20 protein-coding genes and 2 other RNA genes are annotated in these 11713 nt (G+C 53.9%); 1 reads left to right on the top strand and 21 read right to left on the bottom strand.

Features of this window, described 5'->3' with window-relative positions; all coding sequences use genetic code 11:
- Positions 1 to 68: 68 nt before the first annotated feature.
- The 20 genes from IIY41_RS04500 to IIY41_RS04405 all read right to left on the bottom strand — a co-directional run bounded on the left by IIY41_RS04500 (position 69) and on the right by IIY41_RS04405 (position 9502).
- On the bottom strand, positions 69 to 572 hold the full coding sequence (locus tag IIY41_RS04500) for a transcription termination/antitermination NusG family protein (protein ID WP_119980878.1): 504 nt from the start codon (positions 570 to 572) through the stop codon (positions 69 to 71).
- Positions 573 to 1139 (bottom strand): phage protein Gp27 family protein, encoded by a 567-nt coding sequence (locus IIY41_RS04495; protein ID WP_117461459.1) that lies wholly within the window; start codon positions 1137 to 1139, stop codon positions 573 to 575. It abuts the gene before it with no gap.
- Positions 1140 to 1156: 17 nt separating this feature from the next.
- Positions 1157 to 1492: a hypothetical protein gene (locus IIY41_RS04490; RefSeq protein ID WP_119980877.1), complete on the bottom strand. Its 336-nt coding sequence runs from the start codon at positions 1490 to 1492 to the stop codon at positions 1157 to 1159.
- Position 1493: 1 nt separating this feature from the next.
- Positions 1494 to 1862, bottom strand: coding sequence for a hypothetical protein (locus IIY41_RS04485; protein ID WP_243134088.1), 369 nt, complete (start codon positions 1860 to 1862; stop codon positions 1494 to 1496).
- 120 nt (positions 1863 to 1982) lie between these two features.
- Positions 1983 to 2321: a Mor transcription activator family protein gene (locus IIY41_RS04480; RefSeq protein WP_119980876.1), complete on the bottom strand. Its 339-nt coding sequence runs from the start codon at positions 2319 to 2321 to the stop codon at positions 1983 to 1985.
- Positions 2311 to 2844, bottom strand: coding sequence for a regulatory protein GemA (locus tag IIY41_RS04475; protein ID WP_119980875.1), 534 nt, complete (start codon positions 2842 to 2844; stop codon positions 2311 to 2313). Before IIY41_RS04475 ends, IIY41_RS04480 begins: the two co-directional genes overlap by 11 nt.
- Before the next feature lie 16 nt (positions 2845 to 2860).
- On the bottom strand, positions 2861 to 3361 hold the full coding sequence (locus tag IIY41_RS04470) for a host-nuclease inhibitor Gam family protein (protein WP_119980874.1): 501 nt from the start codon (positions 3359 to 3361) through the stop codon (positions 2861 to 2863).
- 111 nt (positions 3362 to 3472) lie between these two features.
- Positions 3473 to 3718: a hypothetical protein gene (locus IIY41_RS04465; RefSeq protein ID WP_205485476.1), complete on the bottom strand. Its 246-nt coding sequence runs from the start codon at positions 3716 to 3718 to the stop codon at positions 3473 to 3475.
- On the bottom strand, positions 3718 to 4119 hold the full coding sequence (locus tag IIY41_RS04460) for a hypothetical protein (RefSeq protein WP_287399940.1): 402 nt from the start codon (positions 4117 to 4119) through the stop codon (positions 3718 to 3720). The genes IIY41_RS04465 and IIY41_RS04460 overlap by 1 nt, the downstream gene beginning before the upstream one ends.
- Positions 4120 to 4214: 95 nt before the next feature.
- On the bottom strand, positions 4215 to 4421 hold the full coding sequence (locus tag IIY41_RS04455) for a hypothetical protein (protein ID WP_119980872.1): 207 nt from the start codon (positions 4419 to 4421) through the stop codon (positions 4215 to 4217).
- Positions 4408 to 4818 (bottom strand): helix-turn-helix domain-containing protein, encoded by a 411-nt coding sequence (locus IIY41_RS04450; RefSeq protein WP_119980901.1) that lies wholly within the window; start codon positions 4816 to 4818, stop codon positions 4408 to 4410. Before IIY41_RS04450 ends, IIY41_RS04455 begins: the two co-directional genes overlap by 14 nt.
- Before the next feature lie 77 nt (positions 4819 to 4895).
- Positions 4896 to 5135, bottom strand: a complete 240-nt coding sequence (locus tag IIY41_RS04445) for a hypothetical protein (protein ID WP_287399937.1) — start codon at positions 5133 to 5135, stop codon at positions 4896 to 4898.
- Positions 5136 to 5150: 15 nt separating this feature from the next.
- Positions 5151 to 6107 (bottom strand): AAA family ATPase, encoded by a 957-nt coding sequence (locus IIY41_RS04440; protein ID WP_119980870.1) that lies wholly within the window; start codon positions 6105 to 6107, stop codon positions 5151 to 5153.
- Positions 6100 to 7767: a DNA-binding domain-containing protein gene (locus IIY41_RS04435; protein ID WP_287399935.1), complete on the bottom strand. Its 1668-nt coding sequence runs from the start codon at positions 7765 to 7767 to the stop codon at positions 6100 to 6102. Before IIY41_RS04435 ends, IIY41_RS04440 begins: the two co-directional genes overlap by 8 nt.
- Positions 7768 to 8073: 306 nt before the next feature.
- Positions 8074 to 8139: hammerhead ribozyme type II (locus IIY41_RS04430), an RNA gene on the bottom strand.
- 257 nt (positions 8140 to 8396) lie between these two features.
- Positions 8397 to 8465: hammerhead ribozyme type II (locus IIY41_RS04425), an RNA gene on the bottom strand.
- A 27-nt stretch (positions 8466 to 8492) separates the two neighbouring features.
- Positions 8493 to 8729, bottom strand: coding sequence for a hypothetical protein (locus IIY41_RS04420; RefSeq protein ID WP_287399933.1), 237 nt, complete (start codon positions 8727 to 8729; stop codon positions 8493 to 8495).
- Positions 8730 to 8742: 13 nt separating this feature from the next.
- Positions 8743 to 8982 (bottom strand): hypothetical protein, encoded by a 240-nt coding sequence (locus tag IIY41_RS04415; RefSeq protein WP_287399931.1) that lies wholly within the window; start codon positions 8980 to 8982, stop codon positions 8743 to 8745.
- On the bottom strand, positions 8979 to 9182 hold the full coding sequence (locus IIY41_RS04410; RefSeq protein ID WP_287399930.1) for a hypothetical protein: 204 nt from the start codon (positions 9180 to 9182) through the stop codon (positions 8979 to 8981). The genes IIY41_RS04415 and IIY41_RS04410 overlap by 4 nt, the downstream gene beginning before the upstream one ends.
- Before the next feature lie 101 nt (positions 9183 to 9283).
- Positions 9284 to 9502, bottom strand: coding sequence for a helix-turn-helix transcriptional regulator (locus IIY41_RS04405; RefSeq protein WP_050004896.1), 219 nt, complete (start codon positions 9500 to 9502; stop codon positions 9284 to 9286).
- Positions 9503 to 9664: 162 nt separating this feature from the next.
- Between IIY41_RS04405 and IIY41_RS04400 the strand changes: the two genes are divergently transcribed.
- The gene (locus tag IIY41_RS04400) at positions 9665 to 10420 is read left to right on the top strand and encodes an XRE family transcriptional regulator (RefSeq protein ID WP_119980865.1); all 756 of its coding nucleotides are present in this window, start codon (positions 9665 to 9667) and stop codon (positions 10418 to 10420) included.
- Between the two features lie 597 nt (positions 10421 to 11017).
- On the opposite strand, the gene IIY41_RS04395 is transcribed toward IIY41_RS04400, so the two are convergent.
- Positions 11018 to 11602 (bottom strand): hypothetical protein, encoded by a 585-nt coding sequence (locus IIY41_RS04395; protein WP_287399928.1) that lies wholly within the window; start codon positions 11600 to 11602, stop codon positions 11018 to 11020.
- Positions 11603 to 11713 lie beyond the last annotated feature (111 nt).

The following is an 11713-nucleotide window of genomic DNA, read 5'->3' as shown; positions in this document are numbered from 1 at the left end:
TGGCGGCTCCTTCAGCTTCGCGCTGGAAATCTTCCGCGCCAGCTCCCGCCGCGGGTCCCGCCTCCGCTTCATGGTCCGCTGCCCTCCATCACGGGGATAACGCCGAACCGCACCCGCCGGGCTACGCCGCCCAGCTCCGCCGTCACATACGCCCGGCGCTGCCGCCGCTCCATCCGCACCGGGCAGCCTGCAAACGCCGCCAACGGCCCGTCCAGTACATGCCATGTGCCGTCCGCATGAAACAGCACCCGGCTGGGCTCCAGCGTTTCCTCGATGTCTAGCCGCCACCGCAGTGTCTCCCGTGTGTCCAGCGCCTGCGGCTCTCCACAGTGAAGCCCAAGCCAGCGGATGACGCCGGAGACAGGGGAAACAACATGGAAGAGCGCCGCCGTGTATTCCGCACCCACAAACACATACCCCGGCAGTAGCAGCCGCTCCTCAGTCTGCCACTGTCCCCGCCGCCGGATATCCATCCGCTGCGCTGGAGCTCTGGCACGCACCCCCTTGCGCCGCAGCGCCTCACACACGTCCCGCTCCCGGCCTGTTAAGACTTGCAGCACATACCAGTTCATTTACAAGCCCTCTTTCTTTTTGCGCTCGATGAACTTCGCAACCTGCCTGTACAACTCCGGCTGTTCCTGTGCCAGCGCCGAGAACACCGACGCCTGTACCTCATCCAGCGCGGCGGTCACAACGTCCTTGTTCTGCATATCCACCCGCTGCTTATACGCCACCGCCCGCGTCACACCGCTGATCTCACGCATCAGCTTGTCCACGCGCATCTCGTTCCAGTCTTCGTCCGTCTTGCTGGTCAGCGCCACCATCATCTTGTGGATTGCAATACGCAGCAAAACCTCCGCTGCGTCCTGCTCCGGGTATTTCTCCACTTCCTTGCGCAGCGATTCAAAGCTCTCCTGCGCGATCATCAAGTCCCTGTAGCTGTCCGCCAGCCGCTTGCCGTACCGGCTCACCGTCGATTCCGATACCGACACGTCCGCCTTCTCCTGGATGTATGCCTGTATTTCCGGGATACGCACTGTACAGCTTAGTATCATGTTGTCAACAGCGTTTCGCACTTCCGGCGGCAGGGATGCGATCTTCCCATAGCTCCGTTTTCCTTTCAAGGGTAAAGTCTGCATCCCGTCTTCCTCCTTCTTTACGGCCGTACCAGCGGGTCCTTGATATGCCCGCCCAGCAGCTGCACCCCGGCGGGCAGCAGCTTACACTCCATGTCTTCCAGCGGCAGGTCGGATACATGCGCCGGTGTGTGGTCCTTTACCGTCCGCGCTGCGATATAGCCGCTCTCCTGCAGGTAGTCCAGCGCTGCCCGAAGTTCCGCCCGCGGAATCTGCTCTTCGTCTGAAAGGATTGGCCCCGCGTTGCGCAGCTTGTAGTAACTGCCGCGATACAGATTTAACATCCGCAGAAAAACCTCCGCTGCATAGCTCATGCTTGTCAGCTCCGTGCGGGCTTCCAAGTTTTTGTCCAGCATTTTATACTCTCCTCTCCATCAGATACCGCGTCAGCGCGTCTACCTTGCTTTCCAGCTGCAGAACACTGCGCTCAAAGTCGCTTTTGCGCAGGCATTTTTCCTTTACCTCTTTGATATCCTCAGAAAGCGCCTGTATCTCGGTTTTCATCTCAGAGCGTACCTCCTTGATTTCGCGCCGGATATCGTCCAGATCGTCCTTATGGTCTTTCTGCGTGGTGTAGCTCTCCCGGACTTCCTTGATGTCCGCTCGGTTTTCATCCAGCGCCTTAAATACGGACCGTCCAAACAGATACCCGATCAACCCCACCACGACCGTCACGATGATCGTCACCAGCCACCATGTCCCGGCATCAAACAGCATGCCCTCCATACCTTCTCCTCCTCTTGAGGGGAAAAGAAAAAGGTATGATCCCCTCGTTGCTACGAGTAAATCATACCTTATCTTTACAACAACCATCCACCACAAAAATGCAGCAAAAAATTGTAATGGTCATTCAATTTCAGGAGCGTCGAACAGGGAGACCTGGCCGTCTATGGGGGCTTGCCGCAGCTCCCGGATTTTGTCCCGAATGATCGTGCGGACCATACTTTCGCCCAGGTCCCATTTTTTACAAAGCTCGTACACGTTATACCCGTTGTATTCCTCCCGGATTAGCCTGTCCCGGATGGGAATGAGCAGCGTGTCCGCCTGGGGAATGTACACCCGGCCAGTGCCGCCATACACATCCACCAGCCGACGGAAGGCGTCCATACCGATGGTCTCAGCAAGTTCATGCGCCTCGCCCTTCAGGTCATCCAGCTGCAGGTGGTTCAGCAGCTCATTCCGCATTTGAAGCCGCCTCCTGTTCACGGTGGTACCGAGCGCTGTGCAGATACTCCAGTTCCTTGCGCTGTGTCAGGCTTTTGAGCCCCTCAATCAGTACGCCGCCTTGCTCAAAAGTGAGGAATCGGAACGGTTGAGCAGGAAAACTCGTTACCTTGAACTGTTTGCTAATCAGGCCGCACAGACGGTCACGCAGCTGCACGCCCTCCGGTGCCGGGTCGAACTTTTCAAGTTGAAACATGAGGTACCACACTTTTTTCTGCTGCGCCGCGCTGACGCCGCCCGGTGTTTCATCATATTTCCGCGCCCGTTTTTTCTTTGGAGCGGCTGGTGCGCTGCGTCGGCGCAGTTCCGTGAGGACCTCCAGCGCCTCGGAATGTGTCAGATCCTTGACGGACGTTTTGCCTGTCAGCCCCTGCACCAGCTCGTGCAGCGCGTCCTCATGGCTGCTCCGGTCCACCATGCCCAGCTTTGCCGCGATGGCATATATATTTTTTACTTGCCCTTTGCCAATATCCAGAGCGCCCATGGCCGCTCCTCCTTCCTTACTGCACTTCTGGCTGTTCGCCGCTGATGTCATAGTAAAATTCATCCCGCGTGCGGATATATGCCCCGATGCTTTCCAGCAGCGCGGGCGGCTCCTTTTTCAGCGCCTCCCGGTCCAGCGTCTCCGTGGTTTTCACCAGCTCCTTACGGCCCAGGGCCTTGAGCGCGGCGATAGCTTCCGTAACTTTTGCAGGCGCCAGCATCAGCTTGCTGGAGGCGCGGTATCCTACCTTGCCGAATACCAGCGTCCGGCTTTTTCCGTCCAGCTCTGCACGATGCGCGTCGACATATTCCTTGACGTCACCCTCCAGCCGCTTGATGCGGTTCTGCAATGGCTGTGCATTCTTATTGTAGTCGTCCTTCAGGCCGTCGATCCTGCGGTCCAACTCCACGCCCAGTTCTGTAAGCGCGTACTGGCACTCTTTCAGATCGCGCAGAGCTGCATCCACCGCCGCCCAGTCCCGCAGCACCGGCTCACTGGCCACTTTTTTTCTTGCCACTATGTACACATCCTTCCATCAGAAAATCCTCACTCTGCATTTCTCCGGGCTTGTGACCGGCGCGCGCAACGGCGCGGCTGCATTACGGCCGGGGCATTGCCCCGGATAACTTCACGCATGGCGGCCATCTCCTGAATGCACCATCCGGCGCGCCTGCGAATAGTACGGCTCCTTCGGGACCCAGTTCACACCGTACCGCGCATAGAAGGCGTCGTTGCTCATCTGGAACCACTCGATGGCCGTTTGCAGCGGATCCAGGCGGCGCTGCACGCGTCCCTCGCCGTCCAGTATGTACAGTGTGCCGCCCACCAGACGAGCGGTACAAGGCAGGTATTTCGTCATGTCTATTTGTTCCATCAGGCATCCTCCTTCAGACGGATATCTTCGTTGTTTGCTTCAAAATGCTTCACCATGGCATTCCAGTCTGTCCAGTGTGTGTCATAACGGATGTATTTGCGATCACGATAATCCTTCAGTGCTTTTTGTTGCGCTTTTGGCAGACGGTTGTATTGTGCAATTTCCTGCCGGTTCATAAGAGGAACTTCCCGCTGAGCAATGAAACGTCTTCTTTCCTCACAATCCGTTGTCAACCATTTCCATTTAAACTGCCCATTGATATATACCGCGATTCCGTTCCTGAACATCCCCCGAAGCATTTGCAACTGCAGCGTCACTTCGTATCCATCAACGAGTAGTGTGATCTGTCCATATGGTCGTGAAAGAATTTCTTTCGCTCGTTTCCAATCATCTTGTCTCATAATGTCACCCCCTAAAACACAAAATTGTGCGGAGCTGCCGTTATGACCGGCTACGCCGGCCCTCCTGGGCCGCGGCTCCGCATGAACCTCGAACGTTAGAGCCCGAGGTTGAGCGCCTGAATCAGCACGCAGTCGTTACAGTGATTTTCCTCCAGTTCCTCAGAGCTCCGGCACTCAAGCGGCCAGCGGCAATAGCTGTCGCAGACAGTTTTCATCAGCTCCATGACTTTCTGTTCCCAGCAGTGCGCGTGCATCACGCGCGCGGATATTACGGGCTTGCCGCAAAACTTACAGTTTGGCATCGGCTTTTTCCTCCTTCAGCATGATGGGCGACAGTTCGCCGCGCCTGTACTTCATAACCCAGTTTGCCACGGTGTTTTTCGAAACGTCATACATGGCGCCGGCTTCCTCGTAGGTCATCCCACTCAGTACAAGTCCTACGATACGCCGCTTAACCTCTATTGGATGCTTGGCGTATGTGTTGGGCCTGCCAGCGTCCGTGTGCCGCCGTATTGGGCGCCGTGCTTCCTTATGCGTAAAGCCCAGCGCCTCCTCGATCTCCTCGCGACTTGCAAGATACAGTTCCATCAGGATTTTCACATGCTGGCGCGGGGCGAGCGCATTTCTATACGACTTCCGGATCTCGCATTTATCCTGTTCACTCAGCGTTGTGTCCACCTCCGATTCCGCACTCTGCATTTTCCCGGGCTTGTGACCGGCGCGCCATTGGCGCGGCTGCATTACGGCGGGGCCCGCAGACCCCGTTATTCGATTTTCTATTCTACTCGGTACGGCGGCACGTTTCTGCGCCGCCTGTGCCGCTGCTCTGCCTGAGCCAGTGTGGCCAGCCGCCCGAACTCATACCCTACATAAAACAACAGCCAGATTAGCGGCAAAATCAGCACCTCACCGCCTGCAGCCCCCGGCCGTTCCATCCACACGCTGGTGCAGATTGCCACCATAAGCCCGGCCGCGCAGCCTGCAACAAATACCGCGCACCATTTCTTCCTGTTCATCCGTCTTTCCTCCGTTTAATTCCAGCCCACGCCCAGGTGTACCGCCATGCTGTACAGCCCGTCGTAGCTCACGTTCTCATTTCGCACGCTGTTGTTGTACACGGTCTTTGCGCCGCGCACGCCCCAGCGCCCCTTTGCGATTCCGAACAGGAAGTCCAGCTCCTTGTCCCGCTTTTCATCTGCCAAGCGGGGGAACAGCGCCCGGATATCCTCCTTTTTCACTTTCTGTGTGGTGTAGTTGCGGTTCATCTTGATGCGGCTGAACAGCTGCGCGAACTGTGCCTGCTGGCGGCCCATCATCCGGCTGTACACCTCCGTGTTTCCAATCAAGCACACCCCGTTCCCGGGGACGCCTGTCACGATATCCGGGTCACTCAGCGTCCGCAGCTCTTCCAGCGCCGGAAGGCGCAGGTGCTGGGCCTCGTCGATAATAACCACCTTATTTGTCCCCGCCAGCTTCTCCCGGATTGCCAGCATTGTGTCCATCCGGCCGCGCATCTCCGGCACGCCCAGCGCCCGGGCCAGCAGTTTGATGATGCAGTTCAGCGAGCCCGTGGTTGGTGTCGCCGTGATGAATACTGTGTTGTGCGGGTAGTCATGCAGGAATTTCCGTGCACCCTCAGTTTTGCCGATACCCGCATCTCCGTGCAGCACCACCATCCCTCGCTCCAACTGGGCAAATTTAATGCCCTTGTAGATGTCCTCGCTCACCGTTGTGGGCACATAGCCCGTGTCGGAAAGGTAGGGGGCGGCCTGTTCCTCCACGGCCTCCCGTGCCGCCTGCGTCTCAAAATATTCCTTCAGCTTGCCCTCTACATATGCCGGGTCGCCGTTGTATATCTTCCGCCGCCAGTTGCTCAATGCCGTCTGTGACAGCCCCACAGCCTGCGCCATCTTGTTCTGGCTCAGCCCGCTGCTCGCCAGGTATTCCTCCACGCGCTGCAGCAGTGCCTCATTGTACGTTTTACTCATCGTCGTATCCTCCGTTCTCTGTGATGATATTGTTTATCATGCGGTCAAGGTCGATATCGCCCACGGCCTTCAGCATCGGTTCCTCGTAGGCGCTTTGAAGTTCGATCAGCTTTGCGCCCGGTGCCGGTTCTTCTGCGCGCCGCGCCATGTTCTCCCGCGCGGTCTCAAGTGCAAGGTCAAGCCTCGTGTTCGGCCCGATTTCTTTCAGCGTCATGGCCGCCATCCGTTCCGCCGTCTGCTTTTCAAAGCTGCGAATCGTCTGCTGCGCTTCCTTTACTTCCTCTGCGCTGGCCCGGTATTCCAGTACCATCCGGCTGTCCGCAGGCAGCTCCATGATGAAGCGGTCGTCTTCGTCATAGGCTCGCACATGGCTCAAATCCAGCGGGTCATACCGAAGATATACTTTTGCGCCTTGATAGTTCAGCACAAATTCGTCTGTGCGGTAATAGATTTTGGTTTTTCCAACAGTGAGGTACACGCCCGGCCTGTCCACCTTAATGGCCCGTGTGCTGCGCATCAGCAGCAGGTTCAAGTCCTCCTCGCTGCGCGGCACCCGTTTGCGGTGCAAATTCTCATTGTATACCTGCATACGCGGCTTGCCGCGGTCTGCTGCCACCGCGCCGCCATAGGGCTGCTCGTTCAAGTACCCCTCCAGCAGCTGCTCCACGGCTTCGGTCAGTTCCAGGTCCGTGGGGCCTTTACCAGCCCGCAGCAGCTTCTCCAGATTTTCCGGCTTCTCCAGTACGTTGCCGCCTGTGTACGTTTCAAACAGCTTTGATATGCGGTTTTTAAAGTCCAGAAAGCGCCGTTCAATGATTTTTGCACGGGCGTTTTTCACCTGCGCATTCATCATTTCAATGCCCAGCCGCTGCAGGATTGTCGGTGGATTGTGCCGGTCCTGTGCCGCCTTGCTCTTTTTCTTCCGGTGGCCCAGCCCGCCCAGGTCGAAGGTCAAAAATTCTCGGCCGTTGTCCACATAGATTACGTCCGGGATGCCGTACCGCTGGATGCCCCGCCGCAGCGCGATCACCGTGCTCTGGCTGCTGGGTGCCGTCGTCACATACACCCCGGTAAAGATACCGCTGCGTGCATCTAAGAATGCGGTTAAGTACAGGCGGTGCGTTGTCTTGCCGTCTCGGCTTATGATGTCAAAGGTGTGGTTATCCGCCACCCATATTTCATTGCTTTCCATGTTGTCGTAGATGCGCCGCACATACGGGGCACAGCGGTCGCGCAGGGCTTTCTTTCCTTCGCGTCCCAGCTGCTGCACAGCATACGGCACATCCTTTTCAATGTGCCTTACAAAAGTGCTGTATGTCGGAATGCCATCCACCAGCGCCGGGTAATGCCTGCGCACATATTGGATGGTCGCCTCGTAGCACTCCTTTGCTTTCGGCTCCCGCAGGTCAAGGTAGAAAGAGAGGAATGCCTGCCACACCGTTTCGTCGATGCTGCTCCGGCCCTTCCGCGCCTTGCCCCGGCCATCCACCAGCCCCGCAAGGTCGTTTTCCTCCAGCGCTTTCTTCTTCCGGTACAGCGTTTTCACGCTCACCGCGCGCCCTGGGTCTTCCTGCCGCAGCAGCTCCACAAACTCAGCGTCCAGCTCCGCCGTGCGGCCCGGCTGCCTGCGGTATTCCTGCCATCGTGCAAGTGTTTCCATCTCCTGCCGTATTTCCTCCCGCTCGGCTGCTGAAAAGTGATCCAGCGGCTTGTACGCCTTTGCTGAAGCGGGCTTTTCTGACACAAGAGGGAATGGCTGACCGTGCTCCTTGAAGTAGCGAAGTTGGGCAGAGGGTGACAGAGTTGACAGCAAAACTGCGTATTCCGGGCGATTTTGCACGTTCATTATTCTTTCAGCTTTAAGCTGCCCTGTCTGCGCCTTATATCGAACTGTCCTCAACGGCATTCCTGTTAGTTCTGCTACCTGCCGAAGATTCAGTTTTACTTCCAAAAAACCACCATCTTTCTTAGCCTGCCATCATCAGTGCCGGGTGGCCATTCCCGGCAGACGGCCCACCGGGCCGTTTCGGCTACCATCTCTGTCGATGTTCGATATATCGTTCAGCCTCGTAGTAAGTGTCAAAGTGAGCGGATTCATACACAACAAAAGCTGGCATGATGCATCCTATCCCTGAGGGAGCGGGTGTGCCCGGTTCCGTCTGCATTCCTTTTTCAGCCTCATATCCGCCGTGGCCGCATTTCCGGATTCGCCATTTCATTGCTTTTTCTCCCTTCACTTAATAAACAGGGGCCATGGCCCCGTTTTTCTGCACGCCTCGAGCGGGCTTGCTTGACCTGCCATCATCAGGCACGGGGCGGTCAGTCCCCGCACGACAGCCCCGCAGGGCTGTTTCGGCTTCTATGTTCCGTACTTTTCGGGGCGTGTCAAGCCTTGGATGTATTCCAGGGCGACCAACTCGGGAAAGACCGTGTGCGGAACTCCCGCACGGCTGCTTCCGGGTCTGTTTTCAGCACAAGGCCGAATACAAGGCCGTTGCTGTCCACATCGCCCACGGCGTAGGTGTGTGATGGGTTCGCCGCCTTGCTGCGAAGAAGCACGCAGCGCTCTGCGCGTTTTAACACATCGTAAGCAGCCTTAAAATTGCCTTTTAACTCATCCATTGGTGTCGCCTCCTTATGTCTCTGGCACAAAGCGCCCATGCAGGCTGTAGTCCCACTGTATTTCCACGCCTCGCGGCGTATCGTACAAAGCCGCACCCACTGCATCCAGTTCGTAGCCGTCCTGCCGTCGCAGATGGACGGCAGGGAACAGGAACCCGTCCAGATGTTCCGTTACGAGATAGTGGCTGGTGCCTTGTCCGTACATGCCGCCCACAAGGAGCGGCTCGTTTCTGCGTCTGATTTCCTGTGTCATTTTGCTGGTCTCCTTTCGTTTAAAAGCCCGTTTCCGGGCAATACTTGGCTTGTATCGGCGTAGGCAAGCAGCTCGATCGCGGCGGCCAGTGTGTCCGTCCAGCCGATATACTGCCCCGCCGGGCCGTGGATGTAGATGCGGCCCACAGCGGGGTAGTACCGGATGCGGCATGGTGCCCACGTTGGGCTGCGACCGATCACCAGCTCGTGCCGACGAACTTCTAGGACGCGTAAGGTCCATTCTGTCAAGATTTTCAGCGGCCGTCGGCAGCTGCTTTTCCTTAGTTCCCAGTGGAAGTTCATTAAAGAGCCTCCTGCTCACTTGTGAATATTTCTTCAACTTTACACTCCAAAGCGTTTGCAATTGCCTTGGCCCTCAAATCTTGGGTGCGCGTATATGCACCCGTTTCAATTCGAAAAACTGCATTCACAGGAAGCCCTGCCTTTTCGGATAATCTCTTCTGATTTAATCCATGTGCCTTTCGCAGTTCAATGATTTTATCAACTTTTGCAATAAGCATTTGCCCACCTCCAACGCTAAAAGTTTTACGTTCGTACAAGGTACATCTATATAATATATTTTACATACGTAAAAGTCAACCCTAAATTTGTTGAAATTTGTATTTTACGAACGTAAAATTATATGGTATACTTACTTTTAACGACAGGTAGGTGATATTTCTATGGATAAGCCCATCGCAAAATCAAATAACCGTGTTCGCGAACTACGTTTAACTTACCACCTAACGCAAAGTGAACTCGCTGAAAAAACAAATTTGAGTTACTCATCTATTGTTTCTTATGAAAATGGCTTGCGTGATCCAAACGCGCGTGCGATGGCTGCATTAGAAAAATTTTTTGGTGTTACTGGAGAATATTTGCTCGGCTTAACCGATACCAATGTATCAAAAGCCCGTTTTTTTCCTGAAGCGAATAAAAAATCACCCCTGCTCGAGAAATATGAGCGGCTGGATCAGCATGGGAAAGAGCTTATTGCGATGATACTTGACAAAGAATTGGAGCGGTGTACGCTCAACCAACTGGAGGACAAATTTGTTGAATTTCCTAATGAAATTTATCTTAAATTTTCAGACCAGGCAGGTTGTGCCGGCAATGGAATCTATCTTGGCCCAGAGTCTTTTACAGAGTATCCTGTTGTAGGCAACGAGCTTACTCGGCGTGCTGCTTTTGCTGTCCCTGTTGCGGGAGATAGTATGGAACCTAAGTTTCATAATGGTGATATTGTGCTGGTAAACTTCGAGCCTGTAGAATCGGGAGATATTGCCCTTATCACCATGGATGGCTATGGATATATAAAAAAGATTGGCGACCAAGAACTACTCCCTTTAAATCCGAAATACGATCCGATTCCAATGGATGAAAGCGTCCGAGTGAATGGGAAAATAATTGGCGTATTTGACCCGTCTTGGTATATCTAAATGTAACAATAGTGCATATCTTAATCGGCAAGAGCATTAATAGTAATCGTTATTATTATTGATGTAAACCCGCATTTTACCTTAATCGGCAAAGCAACTTTTAGTCGGCAAGTTTTTGCCGATTAAAATAAAAAGAACCGTTCTCAGAGAGAGCCTTGTATGCTCAATCTGTAAACGGTTCTTTTTTATGCGTTTACAAGCCGTAAAAACGGCGGTTTTATGCGGTTTTACGCTGTTTTTCAGCATCCTTGTTTACGCTCCGTAAACGGTTTGTAAACGCTTGTTTTCATCCCCTGCGCCCTCGGCCCCTCGCCCGACAAAACGCCCCGGAATGCCCGAAATTCAGTTGCAAGTCCCGCTTCAGCATTCGGCGTATTCTGCCGCCGTTTTGCGTCCCGCTGTCACCTAAAAACCGCTTTGTGCGGCCGTTTTCCGGTTTTTTGCAGGTTCTTTCACTCAAAACTCCAGGCCGTTCGCGGTTTTCTCATTCTTCATGCTTTTTCACACTGCGATAAAATATTGAGCTAAAATAGTGCCGTCATCGAACGAAGTTTTACAATTTCGTGCGGCAACGGCACTTGAATGGCAACTGATTTGTTACTTGAAAGAAAACTTTTCTTCAGCGAAGGATATTCCTTTTTGATACTGTAAATCAAATATGTTAGGGTAAAAGGAGCATACGGTCAAAATCGGATCGGGAAGCCCCTTTCCTGTAACGGTCACGCCGAGCGTTGCCTCTGGCAAAGCTTCTGGCGTTTGGCTGTTTTTTATATTGAGCCATGCCTCACTTGTTTGCTCCCAAACATCCGAATTTTCAAAACCGTAATCAATAACCGCATAAATTGCCGAATATCCTTTGTACTCACAAAGCTTCAACACTATATTCGCTTCTATTTTTTCTTTTCCTCTACAGACGAACACTTCCTTTTGGGCTGTATACCTCCATAGTTTAGCTTCTTCGTAAAAGTCTTCTTCCATAAGTGCAGCATCTTCAGGAGAACAAATTGTTTCAATTGCTTGGTATGCGTCAATTCCAGGCGTTTCTGAAAGCTGCTCATATTGGTATTCTTCACCCGGTACATTTTTGAACGCCGTACATCCTACTAAAAATATCAATAAAAAATATTCCAAGCAAAAGATAATGTTTTTATTAATGGTTGATTGTAAAATGAAGTTGGACACCTAAGAAAAAATCCATAGTGATTTTCCCCACATGGTAGAATGAAGTTTGCACACAACTTCTTCCAAGGGAGGGCAATCACTATGGACTGCCAAGATTATATCATAGAATCG

It is taken from the genome of Ruthenibacterium sp., assembly GCF_017421385.1.
Lineage (GTDB): Bacteria > Bacillota > Clostridia > Oscillospirales > Ruminococcaceae > Ruthenibacterium > Ruthenibacterium lactatiformans.
Note: the sequence above shows the minus strand (reverse complement) of the source record. Positions and strands in the feature narration are given on the sequence as shown.